This is a genomic window from Hymenobacter sp. M1-2, assembly GCF_057808495.1.
The window spans coordinates 75,051-92,623 of sequence record NZ_JBTYZO010000017.1; the positions used below are offsets into that span (position 1 = coordinate 75,051).

The 17,573-nt window shown below is 55.0% G+C and carries 22 protein-coding genes; 4 read left to right on the plus strand and 18 right to left on the minus strand.

What is annotated here, in order from left to right; genetic code table 11:
* Positions 1 to 54: 54 nt before the first annotated feature.
* From ACYSMN_RS16935 to ACYSMN_RS16970, 8 genes are all read right to left on the minus strand, one after another.
* Positions 55 to 1,056, minus strand: a complete 1,002-nt coding sequence (locus ACYSMN_RS16935) for an NADH-quinone oxidoreductase subunit G (protein ID WP_488925096.1) — start codon at positions 1,054 to 1,056, stop codon at positions 55 to 57.
* Between the two features lie 112 nt (positions 1,057 to 1,168).
* On the minus strand, positions 1,169 to 2,509 hold the full coding sequence (gene nuoF, locus ACYSMN_RS16940; RefSeq protein ID WP_488925097.1) for an NADH-quinone oxidoreductase subunit NuoF: 1,341 nt from the start codon (positions 2,507 to 2,509) through the stop codon (positions 1,169 to 1,171).
* A gap of 12 nt (positions 2,510 to 2,521) precedes the next feature.
* On the minus strand, positions 2,522 to 2,845 hold the full coding sequence (locus tag ACYSMN_RS16945) for a hypothetical protein (protein WP_488925098.1): 324 nt from the start codon (positions 2,843 to 2,845) through the stop codon (positions 2,522 to 2,524).
* A 12-nt stretch (positions 2,846 to 2,857) separates the two neighbouring features.
* The gene (locus ACYSMN_RS16950; protein ID WP_488925099.1) at positions 2,858 to 3,427 is read right to left on the minus strand and encodes an NADH-quinone oxidoreductase subunit NuoE family protein; all 570 of its coding nucleotides are present in this window, start codon (positions 3,425 to 3,427) and stop codon (positions 2,858 to 2,860) included.
* Positions 3,428 to 3,448: 21 nt separating this feature from the next.
* Complete coding sequence (locus ACYSMN_RS16955) at positions 3,449 to 4,717, minus strand: NADH-quinone oxidoreductase subunit D (RefSeq protein WP_488925100.1); 1,269 nt, start codon at positions 4,715 to 4,717, stop codon at positions 3,449 to 3,451.
* 101 nt (positions 4,718 to 4,818) lie between these two features.
* A complete protein-coding gene (locus ACYSMN_RS16960) occupies positions 4,819 to 5,385 on the minus strand; it encodes an NADH-quinone oxidoreductase subunit C (RefSeq protein WP_488925101.1) in 567 nt (188 codons plus the stop codon).
* 82 nt (positions 5,386 to 5,467) lie between these two features.
* Positions 5,468 to 6,022 (minus strand): NADH-quinone oxidoreductase subunit B, encoded by a 555-nt coding sequence (locus ACYSMN_RS16965; RefSeq protein WP_488925102.1) that lies wholly within the window; start codon positions 6,020 to 6,022, stop codon positions 5,468 to 5,470.
* Positions 6,023 to 6,103: 81 nt separating this feature from the next.
* A complete protein-coding gene (locus ACYSMN_RS16970) occupies positions 6,104 to 6,499 on the minus strand; it encodes an NADH-quinone oxidoreductase subunit A (RefSeq protein WP_488925103.1) in 396 nt (131 codons plus the stop codon).
* A gap of 129 nt (positions 6,500 to 6,628) precedes the next feature.
* On the opposite strand from ACYSMN_RS16970, the gene ACYSMN_RS16975 reads away from it, so the two are divergent.
* The gene (locus tag ACYSMN_RS16975; RefSeq protein WP_488925104.1) at positions 6,629 to 7,237 is read left to right on the plus strand and encodes a Uma2 family endonuclease; all 609 of its coding nucleotides are present in this window, start codon (positions 6,629 to 6,631) and stop codon (positions 7,235 to 7,237) included.
* 55 nt (positions 7,238 to 7,292) lie between these two features.
* Here ACYSMN_RS16975 and pruA read toward each other — a convergent pair whose 3' ends face one another.
* From pruA to ACYSMN_RS17010, 7 genes are all read right to left on the minus strand, one after another.
* The gene (gene pruA / locus ACYSMN_RS16980; RefSeq protein WP_488925105.1) at positions 7,293 to 8,963 is read right to left on the minus strand and encodes an L-glutamate gamma-semialdehyde dehydrogenase; all 1,671 of its coding nucleotides are present in this window, start codon (positions 8,961 to 8,963) and stop codon (positions 7,293 to 7,295) included.
* A 197-nt stretch (positions 8,964 to 9,160) separates the two neighbouring features.
* Entirely contained in the window at positions 9,161 to 9,622 is a 462-nt protein-coding gene (locus ACYSMN_RS16985; RefSeq protein ID WP_488925106.1) for a carboxypeptidase-like regulatory domain-containing protein, read from the minus strand.
* 166 nt (positions 9,623 to 9,788) lie between these two features.
* On the minus strand, positions 9,789 to 10,334 hold the full coding sequence (locus ACYSMN_RS16990) for a hypothetical protein (protein ID WP_488925107.1): 546 nt from the start codon (positions 10,332 to 10,334) through the stop codon (positions 9,789 to 9,791).
* Between the two features lie 44 nt (positions 10,335 to 10,378).
* A complete protein-coding gene (locus tag ACYSMN_RS16995; protein WP_488925108.1) occupies positions 10,379 to 11,401 on the minus strand; it encodes a hypothetical protein in 1,023 nt (340 codons plus the stop codon).
* 10 nt (positions 11,402 to 11,411) lie between these two features.
* Positions 11,412 to 12,107: a YjjG family noncanonical pyrimidine nucleotidase gene (locus ACYSMN_RS17000; protein WP_488925109.1), complete on the minus strand. Its 696-nt coding sequence runs from the start codon at positions 12,105 to 12,107 to the stop codon at positions 11,412 to 11,414.
* A 163-nt stretch (positions 12,108 to 12,270) separates the two neighbouring features.
* The gene (locus ACYSMN_RS17005; protein ID WP_488925110.1) at positions 12,271 to 12,594 is read right to left on the minus strand and encodes a (2Fe-2S) ferredoxin domain-containing protein; all 324 of its coding nucleotides are present in this window, start codon (positions 12,592 to 12,594) and stop codon (positions 12,271 to 12,273) included.
* 72 nt (positions 12,595 to 12,666) lie between these two features.
* Positions 12,667 to 13,065: an ArsR/SmtB family transcription factor gene (locus ACYSMN_RS17010; protein ID WP_488925111.1), complete on the minus strand. Its 399-nt coding sequence runs from the start codon at positions 13,063 to 13,065 to the stop codon at positions 12,667 to 12,669.
* 110 nt (positions 13,066 to 13,175) lie between these two features.
* On the opposite strand from ACYSMN_RS17010, the gene ACYSMN_RS17015 reads away from it, so the two are divergent.
* The 3 genes from ACYSMN_RS17015 (at position 13,176) to ACYSMN_RS17025 (ending at position 16,027) form a co-directional block, all read left to right on the plus strand.
* Positions 13,176 to 13,862 carry a carboxypeptidase-like regulatory domain-containing protein gene (locus tag ACYSMN_RS17015; RefSeq protein ID WP_488925112.1) on the plus strand — a complete coding sequence of 229 codons (687 nt, stop codon included), beginning with the start codon at positions 13,176 to 13,178 and terminating at the stop codon, positions 13,860 to 13,862.
* Between the two features lie 61 nt (positions 13,863 to 13,923).
* On the plus strand, positions 13,924 to 14,574 hold the full coding sequence (locus ACYSMN_RS17020) for a hypothetical protein (RefSeq protein ID WP_488925113.1): 651 nt from the start codon (positions 13,924 to 13,926) through the stop codon (positions 14,572 to 14,574).
* A gap of 73 nt (positions 14,575 to 14,647) precedes the next feature.
* Positions 14,648 to 16,027 carry an NAD(P)/FAD-dependent oxidoreductase gene (locus tag ACYSMN_RS17025; RefSeq protein WP_488925114.1) on the plus strand — a complete coding sequence of 460 codons (1,380 nt, stop codon included), beginning with the start codon at positions 14,648 to 14,650 and terminating at the stop codon, positions 16,025 to 16,027.
* A 182-nt stretch (positions 16,028 to 16,209) separates the two neighbouring features.
* On the opposite strand, the gene ACYSMN_RS17030 is transcribed toward ACYSMN_RS17025, so the two are convergent.
* The 3 genes from ACYSMN_RS17030 to ACYSMN_RS17040 all read right to left on the minus strand — a co-directional run bounded on the left by ACYSMN_RS17030 (position 16,210) and on the right by ACYSMN_RS17040 (position 17,488).
* Positions 16,210 to 16,584 (minus strand): PH domain-containing protein, encoded by a 375-nt coding sequence (locus tag ACYSMN_RS17030; protein WP_488925115.1) that lies wholly within the window; start codon positions 16,582 to 16,584, stop codon positions 16,210 to 16,212.
* 39 nt (positions 16,585 to 16,623) lie between these two features.
* A complete protein-coding gene (locus tag ACYSMN_RS17035) occupies positions 16,624 to 17,061 on the minus strand; it encodes a hypothetical protein (protein ID WP_488925116.1) in 438 nt (145 codons plus the stop codon).
* Positions 17,062 to 17,140: 79 nt separating this feature from the next.
* The gene (locus tag ACYSMN_RS17040; protein WP_488925117.1) at positions 17,141 to 17,488 is read right to left on the minus strand and encodes a DHCW motif cupin fold protein; all 348 of its coding nucleotides are present in this window, start codon (positions 17,486 to 17,488) and stop codon (positions 17,141 to 17,143) included.
* Positions 17,489 to 17,573 lie beyond the last annotated feature (85 nt).

Here is a 17,573-nt window from a genome sequence, read left to right on the forward strand (position 1 = left end):
GTTCTGAGGACTCGTTGGACGGTCAACCATTTAACCATGCAGCCATTAAGCCATTTAGCCTAGTTTCAAGGGTGGATTCTTTTCCAGGTCGCGCTGGGTGCTGGCGGGCAAGTCGGCTACTAGCGTGTGATTCAGCACGGGTAGCTCGTAGTGGTTGGCCGAAATTACCGAAGAACGGTCGATGTGCGCCGGGCCTTCGATAGTCCAGTCAGCGGTTTCCTTCTTCTCGAAGCGGCATTCGTTGCAGATCCACTCCTTCACCTCCCCGTACTGGTCTTTGCGGGCCGTCACGCGCAGCACGTCGGGGCCTTTATACCAGAGCACCACGTTGCCGGTGCATTTAGGGCAATCACGGTGAGCATTCACCGGCTTAGTGAACCACACGCGCTGCTTGAAGCGCCAGGTTTTATCGGTCAGCGCGCCCACCGGGCACACATCGATGACATTACCAGAGAAGTCGTTATCGATGATGTTCTCGATGTAGGTGCCAATTTCGGCGGCGTCACCGCGGCCCAGCACGCCGTGCACTCGGTCGCCCTTCGCGATTTGGTCGGCGGTGTACACGCAGCGGTAGCACAGAATGCAGCGCGTCATGTGCAGCTGAATCAGCGGGCCGATGTCGATTTTCTCGAACGTGCGGCGCTCTTCCTGGTAGCGGGTCGTAGACACGCCGTGCTCGAAAGCAAAGTTCTGTAAGTCGCACTCGCCCGCTTGGTCGCACACCGGGCAGTCTAGCGGGTGGTTGATGAGCAGCATCTCTACGATGCCTTTGCGCACGTCCAGCACCTGCTCGGAAGTCGTATTTTCAACCACCATGCCGTCCTGCACAGGCGTCACGCACGAGGCCACCAGTTTAGGCATCGGGCGCGGATCTTTGGCTGAGCCAGCGGCTACCCGCACCAGACAGGCGCGGCACTTACCGCCGGAGCCTTTCAAGGGCGTGTAGTAGCACATGGCTGGGGGCACGATGCTGCCGCCGATCTGGCGGGCCGCATTGAGGATGGTGGTTCCGTCTGGAACTTCTACCTCGATGCCATCAAAAGTTATTTTAGCCATTGGTTCTATGTTGAAAGCTTAGAAGTGAGAATCTGGAGCTTAGACTTTTGGTCTTGGGCCACTGTCTTTCACAAAATCTAAGCTCTAAGTTCTCACTTCTAAGCTCTAAATCTTAAGCTTTAACTAATTCGCCAGGATACACCGCGCCGGGTTGGGCGGCTTCTTTGGCGTGGGTCACGTGCCACTCAAATTCGTGGCGGAAGTGGCGTACGGCGGCGGCAACGGGCCAGGCGGCAGCTTCCCCGAGCGGGCAGATCGTGTTGCCCTCAATTTGCTTGGCGACACTTACCAGCACGTCGATGTCTTCCATGTGGCCGTGGCCGTGTTCGAGGCGGTGCAGTACCTTCTCCATCCAGCCCGTACCCTCACGGCACGGCGAGCATTGCCCGCACGACTCGTGGTGGTAGAAGCGGGAGAAGTTCCAGGTGTTGCGCACGATGCAGGTTGTTTCGTCCATGGCAATGAAGCCACCCGAGCCCAGCATAGTACCCGTCACGAAGCCCCCATCCGACAACGACTCGTAAGTCATCAGGCGGTTTTCACCGGCTGCCGTTTTCAGAATCAACTCCTTGGGCAGAATCGGCACGGAAGAGCCGCCGGCCACTACGGCTTTCAGCTCCCGACCTTTCCAGATGCCGCCGCAGTACTCATCGGAATAGATGAATTCCTCGACGGGCAGACCCAACTCAATTTCGTAGATGCCGGGCTTGTTTAGGTGGCCGCAGGCGGAAATCAGCTTGGTGCCTGTGCTCCGGCCAATACCGATTTTGGCGTATTCGTCGCCGCCTTCGTTCACAATTACGGGCACCGCCGCAATGGACTCCACGTTGTTTACCACCGTGGGGCGAGCGTAGAGGCCTTGCACGGCGGGAAATGGCGGCTTGTTGCGCGGGTTGCCCCGTTTGCCTTCCAACGATTCCAGCAGCGCCGTTTCCTCACCGCAGATGTAGGCGCCACCACCGGGATGCAGGTACAAATCGAGGTCGTAGCCCGAGCCGAGGATGTTCTTGCCCAGGAAACCGGCCGCGTAGGCTTCGGCAATGGCCTTTTCCAGAATACGCAGCACGTACAACAGCTCTCCGCGAATGTAGATGTACGAGGTGTTGGCGCCTAGCGCGTACGAGCTCGTAATCATGCCCTCGATGAGCAGGTGCGGCAGCTTCGACATCAACTGGCGGTCCTTGAAGGTGCCTGGCTCCGACTCGTCGGCGTTGCAAACGAGATAGCGCGGCACACCTTCCGGTTTGGCCAGAAAGCTCCACTTCATACCCGTGGGGAAGCCCGCGCCGCCGCGCCCTCGCAGGCCCGACTTCTTCACTTCTTCCACCACCTCTTCGGGCGTCATCGTCTTAATAGCCTTCTCCACTGAGCGGTAGCCGCCGTGCTTGCGGTACACTTCAAAAGTGTCGATGCCTTCAACGTTGATATGTTCGGTCAGCAGTTTGCGTCCCATAGTCGTAGGGGGTTAGCCGTTGTATTTAGCTTCGAGCTGCACCAGACGCTGCTCAAAATCTGCGTTTACCTGCTGTTGCTGGCTCAACGTTTTGTTGATGGAATAGGTCATGAACTGCCGGTCTTCCTGATTCTCCCGCCGAATCTCGGTCATCAGCGACGTCACATACTCCATGTTCTTTTTACTCTCGTCCTGCATCGTGCTGAACATAGCATTCGTGTGCTCTTGCTGCTTCAACACAACAGAAGCCACCCTATTAAGAGCTTCTTTCATCTCGTACATCTCAATGAGAATTTCCGAGACAATCAGTGGCAGGTCCTTGTTCCGTTCTTCCATACAAGGTAGCGCTTAGTTGCGCGCCAGCGCGTTTGGCAAGCCGGTTTCTTCCCACGGAAGGGCTGGGCGGTGCACCTGGTTACGCAGCTCAGTAAGCATGGCGTCCACGGCTTCTGGTGTGTCAAGCTGCTCGTAGTATTTCTCCCGCACTTGCACAATGGGAGCAAAGCCGCACGCCGCCAGGCATTCCACTTCTTTCAGCGTAAACAGGCCATCCTCCGAAGCCGGGCCGCCTACTTTGGCCCCCGTGATACGCTCAAGGTGGGCTGTCAACTCGTCGGAGCCGCGCAGCATGCAGGGACCCGTGCGGCAGATTTCCAGCACGTGCTTGCCTACCGGCTTCAAATTAAACATGGTGTAGAAGGACGAAACCTCGTACACCTCAATTGGCTTAATGCCCAACACTTCGGCTACTAGATCTTGTACTTCAGGGCTTACCCAACCGCCAAACTCGGCCTGCGCGATGTGCAGCACCGGCAGCAAAGCCGACTTGCGACGGTCATCAGGGTATTGCTTACAAATGCGTTCAATCTCCGCTTTGGCGGCTTCGGAAAATTGCGGCTTGACGGCAGTCGTCTCCATAGGGGTCAAATTCAGCAAAAACTACGCGTCCAGCTCGCCAGCAATCACGTTCATCGACGACAGAGTCACGATGGCGTCGGAAAGCGTTTGGCCCACTACCATTTCAGTGTAAGCCTGGTAGTAGATAAAGCAAGGACGGCGGAAGTGCAGGCGGTACGGCGTGCGGCCACCATCGGAAACCAAGTAGAAGCCCAGCTCACCGTTGCCGCCTTCCACCGAGTGGTAGACTTCGCCAACCGGCGCCTCAATTTCACCCATCACAATTTTGAAGTGATAAATGAGGGCCTCCATGTTTTTGTACACAGCCTGCTTGGGCGGCAGATAATAGTGAGGCGCATCGGCGTGGTAAGGACCTTCAGGTAGGTTTTCCAGCGCTTGATTAATGATGCGCAGGCTCTGCCAGATTTCCTCGTTGCGCACCATGAACCGGTCGTAGGTGTCGCCCTTAGTACCCACCGGAATTTCAAACTCGAAATCCTGGTAGCTGGAGTAGGGGTTCATCACCCGCACATCATAGTCGACGCCAGCGGCGCGCAGATTAGGGCCGGTGAAGCCGTAGTTCAGCGCGCGTTCTGCCGAAATAGCTCCCACATCAACCACGCGGTCCATGAAGATGCGGTTGCGGTTGAACATCTTCTCGAACTCCGCCATCACCGCCGGGAAGGTTTTCAGCCAGGCCCGCAGCTTTTGAATGGCTACATCGGTGAAGTCGCGCTCCATGCCGCCTACGCGGCCCATATTAGTGGTGAGGCGGGCGCCGCTTACTTCCTCATAGATTTCGTACACCTTCTCCCGCTCATCCATGAGGTAGAGAAAGCCGGTGAAAGCACCCGTGTCCACGCCCAGGATGCCGTTGCAGATCAAGTGGTCCGTAATCCGAGCCAACTCCATCAGAATCACGCGTATGTACTGGGCGCGCTTTGGCACTTCCACGCCGAGCAGCTTCTCCACCGTCATGTGCCAACCCATATTATTGATGGGCGACGAACAGTAGTTCATCCGGTCGGTGAGCGGGGTAATCTGGTAGAAGGGCCGGCGCTCGGCAATTTTCTCGAACGCGCGGTGGATATAGCCAATGGTTGGAACGCCCGACACAATCCGCTCCCCGTCCATTTGCAGAATGTTCTGGAAGATGCCGTGCGTAGCGGGGTGCGTAGGGCCTAGGTTGAGCGTAGTCAACTCCTGGTTGAAGTCGTTGACGGTGGGCACCAACGGATTAATCCGCGGCGCCTGCTCCCGTGCCGACTCTGGAATTTTGCCGGTTTGCTCCAGCGTATCGTTTACTGCCATTTTAGTATTGAGTAGTGCGTACTGAGTAGTGAGTATTGGGTGGGAAATTGAAATCCGTTTGGAGTACTGAGTACTCAATACCAACTACTCTATACTACCAGTTATCGGCCGAAGAACAGGTCGGTTTTATCTTCGCGGGTGCCGTCTTCCAGGGCGTATTCCTTGCGCATGGGGTGGTAGTCCATTTCTTCCACATTCAGGATGCGAATGAGGTTGGGGTGGCCAGGGAAGATGATGCCGTAAAAGTCGTAAGCCTCGCGCTCCATCCAGTTGGCGGTAGCGTAAAGGTCGGTCAGCGTAGGTACTACTGGGTCCGAAATGGGGAAGAAGATCTTCAGCCGCAGCCGCACGTTGTATACTAGGCTGTGCAGGTGGTACACCATGCCCAACTCTTGCCCTTCCTGTTCGGGAAAGTGCATGCCGCACATGGTAGTCAGGAAGTTAATTTGAAGCTCTTGGTCCTGCTGCAAGCCGGCAATGATGCCGTGAATACGCTCCCGCGTGGTGGTAGCAGTAAGTAAGCCGTACGGCTCCTCTACATCCATGAAAGCGTCTTCGCCAAACAGGCGATGCAACAGGGCTAGCAGCTGCGCGTTCTTCTGCGCGGCCGGGTCCAACGCAGCAGCGGCTTCCTGAGCGGCCGGGGATTCTTCGTTCTGTTCAGCCATTTCTTAGTATTAAATAGTGAGTATTGGGTATTGAGAATTTGACCACAAAAAGTCTAACTACTCAATACCCAATACTCACTACTTACTTAATGTTGTAAGACGCCAGCAGGGCCTGGTATTCGGGCGAGTTGCGGCGGCGGAAGGATTCGTTTTTAGCCAAGTCCTGAATGCGCATCAGGCCGTCGAGCACCTGCTCGGGGCGGGGCGGGCAGCCGGGCACGTACACGTCAACCGGAATGATACGGTCGATGCCTTGGAGCACGGAGTAAGTGTCGAAGATGCCGCCCGAAGAGGCGCAGGCACCCATGGCCAGCACCCATCGAGGCTCAGCCATTTGCTCATACACCTGCTTTACCACCGGCGCCATTTTCTTGGCAATGGTGCCCATTACCATCAACAGGTCGGCTTGGCGGGGCGAGAAGCTAGGACGCTCCGAGCCGAAGCGAGAAATGTCGTAGCGGGCGCCCATGGTAGCCATGAACTCGATGCCGCAGCAAGAGGTGGCGAAGGGTAGGGGCCAGAGCGAGTTGGCACGGGCAATACCCACTACTTTCTCCAGCGAAGTGGCGAAGAAGCCGGCTCCTTCAATGCCCTCGGGGGCGTCCACTGTTTTTATTTCCGGGACTCTAGTATCCATGAGATTTAGTCAGTTTGAGGAAGCCGAGCAGCTTCATTCAGGCAACACTAGAAAGGGCTCAAAGGTTGCCTTATGAGGCTTTTATGCCTCGTTCCAGCGCAGAATTCCTTTCTTAATGACATAAGCAAAGCCTGCCATCAACAACGTCAGGAATACTATCATCTCAATGAAGCCTAGCGTGCCCAACGCGCGGAAGTTCACGGCCCAGGGGTACATGAAAATTACTTCCACGTCAAAGAGCACAAATAGAATGGCCGTCAGGAAGTACTTCACCGAAATAGGCGTGCGGGCATTACCCACCGACTCGATGCCGCATTCGAAGGATTCGTCTTTCACGCGGCTCTTGCGGCGCGGGCCCAGCAAATGCGAGGCTATCATTGAAAAAGCCACGAAAGCCACCGCCAGTGTGAATTGCACCACAATAGGTAGGAAGTCCTGTGGCTGGTAGTTGGTTGGGGTCTGAACAGCGAGAAGCATAGGCGTCTACAGGTAAAGGCCGTTCAAAAACGGCATGGGAGGCAAAGGTAGCGCCTGGGTAGTTGGGAACAAAGGTGAAATCAGGCGGTAAGAGAAAGGTGTATCTTTGAAAAGAAACTGGCCTGCGTCATGGAACAAGTACAATCCCAATCTCCGCACTACACCGTCGAAGAATATCTGGCGCTAGAGGAGACGTCCGAGGTGCGTCACGAGTATTTTCAGGGTGAGATATTCGCTATGGCGGGAGCGTCATTGGCGCATAATCGTATTATTCGCAATGGCAGCAGTATTATACAGCAATTACTAGGGTCGGGAGCATGCGAAGCTTTCATTGATGGGGCGCTACTGAAAGTAGACGATACCTGCATTTTGTATCCTGACCTCACCGTTTCCTGCCATCCCGACGACTTAGCCGCCGACCGAACACTGCAACATCCTTCTGTCATTGTTGAAGTTCTCTCGCCAAGTAGCGCCGATTACGACCGAACTTCTAAGCTGCGGTTGTACCAACGCCTGCCCAGCCTGCGGCACTATGTGCTAGTGCGGCAAGACTACTGCTGGGTGGAATGCCTGACGCGCCAATTAGGTGAAGTAAGCCCCGAGAATGAGTGGACGCTGCAAGTGTACGACGCTCTGACAGATGAGCTGCACTTATCAGCATTATGCATCCGAGTGCCGCTAACGGAGCTTTATGCCCGCGTCAAGCTGACTGCGCCGCCTCAGATTTCATCTGAATAAAAGCAAAAGCCGCTTCAGTCTCCTGAAGCGGCTTTTTATTGATATAAGAGTGGGCTTAAAATCCGCCCTGGCCGGTCACGTTGAGGTTTTCGCCGGTTTCTACGCCGAGGAAGGGGTAGCGGTAGTCCACGGGTGGCACGAAGGTTTCCTTGATGGCGCGTGGCGACACCCAGCGGAGCAGGTTCAGCAGGGAGCCGGCTTTGTCGTTGGTGCCGGAGGCGCGGGCACCGCCGAAGGGCTGCTGGCCTACCACGGCGCCGGTGGGCTTGTCGTTGATGTAGAAGTTGCCGGCTGCCTGCACCAGTTTTTTCGAGGCCAAGTCAATGGCATAACGGTCCTGGGCGAAGATGGCACCAGTGAGGGCGTAGGGCGAGGTTTGGTCTACCACATGCAGCGTCTCCTCAAATTGCTCAGCATCGTAGATATATACCGTCACAACGGGGCCGAACAGCTCGTCACACATAGTCACGTATTTGGCGTCCTTGGTCACGATAACCGTTGGCTCGATGAAGTAGCCTTTCGACTTGTCGTAGTTGCCGCCGGCCACGATTTCCGCGTTGGCATCAGCTTTGGCTCCATCGATGTACTTAGCGAGCTTATCGAAAGAAGCCTCGCTGATGACAGCGTTGATGAAGTTTGAGAAGTCCTCCACGTCGCCCATCTTAAACGAAGCCAGATCTTCCTTCACGTAGCCCAGAATTTCGTTGGCGAGATTGGAAGGCAGGTAGATGCGCGAGGCGGCGGAGCACTTCTGGCCCTGATACTCAAAGGCACCACGCGTGATGGCCGTGGCTACGGCTTTGGCGTGGGCCGAGTGGTGCGCCAAGATGAAGTCCTTGCCCCCGGTTTCGCCCACAATGCGCGGGTAGCTCTTGTAGCGCTTGATGTTCTGGCCGATAGTCTGCCAGATATTCTGGAATACGCCCGTGGAGCCAGTGAAATGAATACCAGCGAAGTCGGGGTGGGAGAAGATAACGTCGCCGGCCGTAGGGCCATCCACATACACCAGGTTGATAACGCCATCGGGCACGCCAGCCTCTTTGAACAGCTCCATCAGCACCTGTGCCGAGTAGATCTGCGTGTTAGCGGGTTTCCACACCACTACGTTGCCCATGAGGGCTGCGGAGGTGGGCAGGTTGCCGGCAATGGAAGTGAAGTTAAATGGCGTTAGGGCAAACACGAAACCTTCCAAGGGGCGGTGCTCCAGGCGGTTCCACATGCCGGGCTGGCTCTGCGGCTGCTGCCGGTAAAGCTCCTGCATGAAGTGCACGTTGAAGCGGAAAAAGTCGATCAACTCGCAAGCAGCATCGATTTCAGCCTGGAAGGCGTTTTTGCTTTGACCCAGCATGGTGGCTGCGTTGAGGCGGGCGCGGTAGGGGCCCGCCAACAGTTCCGCAGCTTTCAGGAAAATAGCCGCCCGCTGCTCCCACGGCAGTTCAGCCCATTGCGGCCGTGCTGCCATAGCCGCGTCAATGGCCTGCTGCACGTGCGTGGCGTCGCCTTCGTGGAAGTAGCCGAGAGTATGTTGGTGGTCGTGGGGTGGGCTGATGCGCTGCGTTTTGCTGGTCCGCACCTCCTGGCCCCCGATGTGCATAGGAATGTCGCGCTCCTGCTGCTTGAGTTCTTTCAGCGTTTTGAGCAGCTCGGTACGCTCCGACGAATTGGGCGCGTAGCTCTTAACAGGCTCGTTGATGGGGATGGGGACGTTGAAAAAGCCGTTGGCCATAGCGGTTTCTGGTTGGGAAAGTGTAAAGAAAACGAGGGGTGGAAGCGGCAAAGGTACGCGTGTGCGGCACATGCAAAAGGTGGCTCCTATTGCGGCAGATTCCTTGTTGGCTTGATGAGCATATTTCACCTAAAAACAGCAAACCCCAACCACTTCCTGCGGCTGGGGTTTGCTATTTTCTCGGCAGGATGATCTGCTTAGGGTTTCTTGATTTTTAGGTCACCTGTCCTCTTGATGGTGCCCTTGAGCTTGCCTCGCTGCTTGATACGGGTGCTCGGCAGCGGCTCTAACGTGACATCACCAGGATTGCAGTCCTGCAAGCGAATCTCCGTCTCCGTATAGCCACCCGCGCTGACTTGCAACACATTAGCCCCGGTAACAGGGATGGTAACCACGTATAGGCCCTCAGAATTGGTTGTAAAAACCTCGTAGGTTCCCTTGATGGCTACTGTGGCCCCAACTAGTCCTTCGTTGTTATGGTTAAGAATACGACCCTTGACGGTGGGGCAGGACACAACTGGTGCTGCGCTAGGCGGGTCCTGCGATACCGGCACCGCATCCGCTTGCAGAGCTTTATCTGGCGAAACAGCTACGTCCGTCTGAGCAAACGCAGCCGAGGAAAGGCAAAAAAGAGCCAGAAAAGTGTACAAGAAGCGCATACAAACTACTATTTCAAAACAAGTGTGAGGTCCCATACGGGGTCATGTCCCGATGGTTGAATGAAAGTGGACAATAACTTTACCACTATGATTAAATTAAGTAATTCACGCAGAAAATTACGTAAAATAAGCTTAGAATTTGTAATCTGACTGTCACTATTACGTCTCAGATGCGGCCGAGTAGGTTGCGAACCTGCCATTCGAGGTCCGACCAAGAGCCTATATTCTGGATAACGAAATCGAAATGCGAATACGTATCAAGGGCGGTTTCACTAGGATGGTTGTCGTCGCGGCTGCCATCGCCGCGCTGCTGTAGTGGGTCGCCTTCTACGCGCACCATTAGTCCGCCACGCTGGCGGATAGTATCCGCTTCGTTGGGGAAGCGCACATCAGGAATTAAGATGCATTGGCTGGCTGGAAGCTGTGAGAAAAACGCCTGTACCCAAATGTCTGGCTCCCACTGGCGCAACGCCAAGCCTACTTGCTGAAGCATTTCTCCGCGTGTGCGCCCGAAAGCGGGCAGCAGTTCCGTCTTGCCCCGTTGCGAGTAGTAGGGCGCTACGTCCTCACCCGCCAAAACGGCACAAACGGCTTTGATAGGCTCGCCCACCGACCGAATTTTCCACTGCCGCTCCGGCTGGAGCTGCTGCATCAAGCGTGCTATCGTGTCTTTGCCGCTACCGCGCCGGCCCGAAAAACCAATCAAGTGCATGGAACAGAGTGAACTAAAGTGCTGATGCAATAGGGGCGCAGTCATCAATCCCAGCTATTGTAATGCCGCACGTATTTCTCCAGGTTGATGCCAATTATAACAACGCCGATGGTGCCAAGTATCCAGCCTAAGGTGTCGGAATCGAGGCCTAGTATTGTTGAGCCGCTGCTTTTGGGCTCCTCTTCCTTTCCTTCTTCGGACAATACCGCCATTTCTGGGGCATGAGTAGGGTAGGCCACTAGCAGCTGAACCTTTTCGGTTCGTGGCCGCGCCAGCCGTGCATAGAGCAAGGCGTGTTGCTCGGCACTGAGCGGCAGAGAGACGTCTTGTGAGTCGGCTGGAGTTTCTGGGTTAGATTGGGTGGATAGCCGAACTAAGGCTACAGGCGAATCTGCGCCGGGCAAGTATTGAACGGCAAGCAAGGGAGCATAACCGTGCTCGAATGCCAAGGGCTCCTCTTGTTGAGCAAAGCTGTTTGACGAGTGTCGGCAGCTAATGATGCCGCCGCTAAATATTGCCACTCCTATCGTAATCCAAGCCAACGTTCTGACTGCGGAGTAGGCGCGGGGAGCGGCAAGTGCCGCTGTTGGTTTCTCGGTCTTGTTTTTTATTGCTCTCGGCGCTAGCCCTTCTCTACGTGCTAGTCGTTTCTTTCTGATTTTTCTTTTGTTGCGCAGGGAAATGAAGGATGAGATAATTATTAAAACCAATACGCAGTACAAGACGACGGCATAAGCAGAGAATAAAGGTTCGGCAACGAACATTGTATGTTCTGGCTCGCTTTTATCGTATTTGATGGGAACGACATCCTGAATAGCAAAAGCGTGGTAGTTGCTTTTGCTTATTTGTAAATCACTGGTTACGGTGCGGTTTCCAATCTGCCTGAACTGGACTCTTATATAATGATGGTGGTTCTTGCCCGTCGTCTCGTACTTTTCAACTACCGTTGCTACGGTTTCAGGACCAAGCCAAGTTTGCAAGTCTTGCCACGCTGCCCAGGTGACAAAACAGAATATAATGGAGTAGAGGGTAAGCAGAACGGCAGGATCATCCTTCTTAACAGGCATACTAGTACAGTTACAGAATATCTTTCAACTCGCTCAGGCAGCTAATTTCATAAGTGGTTTGGGCGAAGTGGCGGCGTTTTCCTGGGTTGAAGTATACTTGGTCGAGGCCAGCATTATGAGCACCTAGCACGTCACATTCGAGGTTGTCGCCTATCATAAGACTCTCGGTGGCAGTGGCGCCGGAGCGCTCCAGCGCATGCTGAAATATGCGCGTATCAGGTTTGAGGTAGCCGCAACACTCGGAGGTTACTATTTCTTGGAAGTAGTCGGTCAGCTGCGAAGAGTTGAGCTTGAGGTACTGAATATCCTTGAAGCCGTTCGTGATGAGGTGTAGTGCGTAGCCCTTGTTGCGCAGGTAGTCCAGCACTTCGTAAGTGTGCGGAAATACAGCTTTTTTCAACGGCAAAATATCGGTGAATTGCTCTGACATAGCAGTGGGCGAGTCGGCTTCCGTGAGACCGAGCTTCACGAAAGTGCGCGGAAAACGAGTAGCGCGCAGTTGGCCCTGCGTGATTTTTCCACCTTGGTAGAGCCGCCACAAGCCGTGGTTGATATCGGAATACACACGAATAAACTCATCCACCGAAAAGGCGCCGTAACGGTCTAGTTCGTGCAGGTCGTAGAGGTGTCGTAGCGTTTCATCGGCGTTGGTTTCAAAATCCCACAGCGTATGATCGAGGTCGAAAAAGAGATGACGGTATTTCAAATCAATGAGGAATTAGCAGATGAAGTTTTTGAGTGCGGATGATGCGCGATGAGGTTCAGCAAAGAGGGTAGAGAAATGCCCGCAAGAACTGCTGCTAGTTTTGGACGAGAAGCTGTAGATAAGGCTCTTATAATTCTTCATTCCTCATTTCCAATTCCTCCTTCTACTCCAGCCGCAGCCGCTCTACAACCCGGCCCTTGTCCAGATGTTCGTGCACGATTTCGGCGGCGTCTTTGGGCTTTACGTCACCGTACACAATGCCTTCCGGGTACACGATAAGCGCCGCACCGGGGCCTTTTTTACAGTGCCTGCAGAGGTCCAAGCAATTGCAGGTTTGCACCCGCACTTTTTGTTTCTCCCCGCCAGTCAGTAGGTTTCTAACGCCCTGCTTCTTCAATTCGATTTTCAGAGCCTTCGCTACTTCTTTACCCACTTCGTCTTTTTGGGCGGTGCAAACGAACAAGCGGGCGGTAGTAGCGGATTTCACGGCAGCAAAATTGGATGGAGAAAGCGAAAAGATCGGCGACATCCACGGAATCGGAGGCGAGGCCGCGCCTACTCAGCGCGACTCGGGAAGGCCGGTCCAGCGGCGGTTTTGGAGCTTATACGCGGCCAACTCCCGGTTCGACCAGAGGGTTTTGTACACTTTCTGATCGTGCGCCAGTTGGGCATCGCGCTCCATATAGCCTAGCAACTGCTGAACGAAGTCCTGCGCTTCTTCCTTTATGAAGTAGAACACCCAGTTGTCGAGGCGCCGAAAGTTGACCAAGCTCGCGTTTTTGAGGTAGGCCAGCTGGCGGGAAGTCTTCGTTTGGGTGAAGTCGAGCACCTGTTCCAGGTCGGAGATGCACATTTCTTGGTTGCGCCACAGCAGATGCAGAATCCGGACGCGGCTTTCGTCGCCGAAAGCTTTGAAGAGTTGCTGGCCAAATGCAACGCTGAAGTGTTTAAGACGCATCTTTAGGAAGAGAAGGGGCGAAGTGGGCTAGCGTGGCCCGCTGCAAATTTACTTCAAACCCGGCAGCGACCCCTAAAAGTGCCGTATACTTGTAGTCTGTAATGCCCTGTATGTCTGTAGTAGTTCGATTTCCCTCTTGGCTGGCGGCTTTCGCGATGATGCTGCTCGCAACCTGGCTGGCGCCCACGGCGGCGCGGGCCCAGGGGCAGCAGCGCGTAGTGCAGTTCACCGGCATCGTGGCCACCGGCGATTCGCTGCTGGGCGTGCCCGGCGCCACGGTGTTTGTGCCCAAAGCCGGCCGCGGTACCGCCACTAATGCCTACGGCTATTTCTCGCTGCCCGTACTGGCCGGCGACAGTATCGTGATTCGGAGCCTGGGCTACCGCAACCAGTACGTGGTGATTCCGCCCGACTACCCGCGTCAGAGTTACTCCGTGATTGTGCAACTGCGCGAAGATGCCACGGTGCTACCGGAAGTCCGCATCTTTCCTTACGCCACCGAGAAGGCGTTCAAAGAAGCTTTTCTGGCGTTGCGCCTGCCTACGGAACGGGGCTCTAGTGCCGCCGAAAACCTGAACCAGGACATCTTGCGGCGCATTTTCAACAACGCGCCCGTGACGAGCATGGGCAATTACCGCCAAACCATCCAGAACCAGCAGCTCGACCAGCAGCGCCGGATGGGCATGGGCCCTTCGCCTTACACCAACAACCCGCTGCTCAACCCATTTAGCTGGCTGCAACTTATCAAGCAGGTGAAAGACGGCGAGTTCAAAAAGAAAGAAGGCGTCGATTATTAGGCTGGAGCGTAAAGTTTTGCTTGCTTGAGGCATAACCTCAACCGCAACTCCCGCCATTAACATGAGCGACTTTACACTTTTCAAGACCTTTACCGATACGGAAAGTGCCCAATCCACGATAGACACCTTATCGGCCGCCGGCATAGCTGTGCAGATTGATGATACCCGGCTCCTGTACTCCAATGCTCTCCAGCAAGTAGCCACCCTCCCGGAGGTTCGGATACTGATTCCGGAGACTCTGGTGCCCCACGCTCGCGCCCTGTTCGAAGCCGAGGCAGTTGAAGCTGCTGAGCAAATACCGGAAGACCATTATTTGCACCAGTTTTCGGATGAGGAACTCCTGGACTTGGTAGCAAAACCCGAGGAGTGGAGCGCGCACGATTACGTGTGGGCCCAAGAACTGCTAGCGGCACGGGGCCGCCCGTTGCGCCCCGCCGAAGTGCAGGCACTCCGATTTGTACGAACTGAGCAACTAGCCAATTACAAGGTATTGCCTACGGGCTGGCTGGTGGCCGGCTGGTTTACGGCCGTGCTTGGCGGCTTTCTAGGCGTTGCGGTAGGGTGGTATCTTCATACGGCATCAACTACTCTACCCAACGGCGACCGAGTACCCACTTACTCCCCGGCCAATCAGAAGCAAGGTCTCTGGATGATGGGGCTGGGTATTGTGATGTTTGCGCTAGGCCTGGTCCTGAGAATTGTATATGGTTGATACCAGTCAAATTCTGGACAACCCCAGACTCTATTTCACGGTAAAGCAAGTGTTTGACCTTCTCTGACTTGAAATGGATACCAACATACCTGTTACTTCCCAGCCACGCATCGTGATAGTGGGTTGCGGCTTTGCTGGGCTCCGCCTGGCTAAAGACCTGCGCGATGCTCCCGTGCAAGTGGTAGTAATTGACCGTAACAACTACCACAATTTCCAGCCCCTGCTCTACCAAGTTGCCACTGGCGCGTTGGAGGCCGATAGTATTGCTTACCCCATCCGCAAGATTTTCGCCGGGCAGCAAAACTTTTTCTACCGCATGGCCGACGTGCAGCGCGTCGATACCGCTAACAACACGGTCATCACCAACATCGGCGAGATTCGCTACGACCATTTGGTGTTAGCTACTGGCTCGCTCACCAATTTCTTTGGTATTGAGAGCATTGAGCGTAACGCCATGCAGATCAAGAGTATTCCGAATGCGCTGAACCTGCGTAGCTTTCTGTTCCAGAATTTCGAGAAGGCGCTGCTCACCGAAGACCCCGAGGCACGGCGGGCGCTGATGAACATAGTAGTGGTAGGCGGCGGCCCCACGGGCGTCGAAATTGCGGGCTCTCTGGCGGAGATGCGCAAGGACGTGCTGCCCAAAGACTATCCCGAACTGGACCTGCGCGAAATGGAAATCTACCTCGTGGAGGCCGGGCCCGAAGTGTTAGGGCCCATGTCGAAGACCGCGCAACAGAAGTCCAAGGCATATCTAGAAGATATGGGCATTCACGTGCGGCTGAACACGGCTGTGAAACGGTTTGAAGACTGCAAAGCCTACGTATCGGACACTGAGTTTATTCGGACTGAGAACCTGATCTGGGCAGCTGGCGTGAACGGGGCCGAAGTGCCGGGCCTGCCCGCCGAGGTGGTAGCCCGCAACAAGCGCATCAACGTGAACAGCTGGAACCGCGTGGAAGGCCACAAAAATGTCTACGCCATCGGCGACTTAGCCAACATGGTGACTGAGGACATGCCGCGCGGTTACCCCATGCTAGCGCCCGTAGCTATTCAGCAAGCCGAGCAGCTCGCCGACAATTTCAAGCGCCTGCTGCGGGGCGATGCGCCGGTCAATTTCAAGTACACCAACAAAGGCACCATGGCCATCGTGGGCCGCAACCGCGCCGTAGTGGACCTACCCGGCGACAAGCATTTCGGTGGTTTCCTGGGCTGGCTCACCTGGCTGTTCGTGCACTTGATGACGCTGGTTGGCTTCCGCAACAAAGTGGTGACGCTCGTCGACTGGGCCTTCAGCTACGTCAGCTCCGATCGGGCCCTGCGCCTCATCATCCGCCCCTTTAAACGCTCCGATTTCAAGGACGACAAAGGCAAAGCGAAAGCCGAACACAACGCCCAGACGCCGCAATACAACCCGCCACCACCTGCTATCCAGGAACCCGTGGCGAAGTAAAGCCTTGTCATTGCGAGCGGAGCGAAGCAATCCTTCCTCTCAGTGAGACTAGTTTTCTAAACAGACAAACCCTTGACGTATGCTAACGTCAGGGGCTTGCTGTTTTAACCAGGTTTGATGCTACGTAAGGAAGGATTGCGTCGTCGTGCTTCCTCGCAAGGACAACGAGGGCAAGAGAGCCGCTACAACGCAAACTCCGCTAAGGCGCGCGCGACGTCATGGATGGCTTGGTCGTTGCGGAAGGTTTTGCTGATGGGCTCCGCTTGGCCGCGCACCCAGATTTTCAACTCCGATTCCAGGTCGAAGTGGCCGGTGGTTTCCATCGAGAATCGCTCTACGCTGCGGTACGGAATGCTGAGGTATTCACGCTTCTTGCCCGTTACACCTTGCTTATCGACCAGAATGAGGCGTTTGTTGGTGAATACCAGCAAGTCGCGGATGACGGCGTAGGCTTTTTCTACTCGCTCATTGCTGGCGAGCACCTGCGTCAGATCTTGCTGAATAGTTTGGGCGTCGCTTTCAGAAGCATTGCCAAGAAGGCCGTCGAGAAGTCCCATGTAGAAGAGAGTAGTGAGGCGAAAAGCTACGAAGGAAAACTATTCCGGCAGCAACGAACTACACGACGTGACTGAGGTACCAAGCAACTCGAACTGCGGAGCATAATACAAGATGGAGTTTTGCGGGCAAGCTATTGGGATAACGAAGCCCGGCTCATTCTTAAAAGCTTTGTATTGGAAGTAAAACTTAGCTCCGCGCTGCATAGGCGGCAAGGGAGAAAACGTGCTGATGACGTTGTTGTACACCCGGAACTGGGCAGGTGGGCCCGAAAGAGCAGTGCCTGCATCGCCGCGAAAATCGACACTTGTTCCAATGGCTTGCTGAGCGGTGGTATCCACCTGAATTAGGTAGGCACCTTCGCAGGTAGTGCCAAGCAGCGTGCCCGCCACACACGGCGGCGTGTCATCGCTCTTTTTACAGCTTTGGATACCAAGAATAAGGGCTGCTGAAGCCACCGCGAGAAAATATTTCGTCATACTGAAAGAGCTTTAGGACTTGTTTATACCTCGGACAAGAGCAGTTTACTATGGATATAGTTGCACGAACCGACCAAGCTTACGTAGCCAAAAAGCCGCCATCCACGATAATCAGCTTGGCCCCGTGCGCCGTGAACGAGCGGTGAGAACTCAGCTCATCGGAAACTTCATACGACATACCCGCCGTCATCCGAAACAATTGGCCGTCGGCCAGTTCCGTTACCAATTCGCCTTCCGTCACGAAGAGCAAGTGACCTTTCTGGCACCAATGATCTGCTTTATAGCCGGGCGAGTACTCAACCATTCGCACGCGGAGGCTGCCCAGCTGCAGACTGCGCCAATACGCCATACCGGTTTCGCCGGGGTGTTCCGTAGCCGGTATCTGAGTCCAATCGGTTACTTGGAAGGGGATGATATCAGGTGACATAGATGCGGAGTTTCGGAGAAGGTGGGAGGCATAGGTACAATAAAAAGAGCCAGATAGTCTATCTGGCTCTTTTTATTGAAGACGA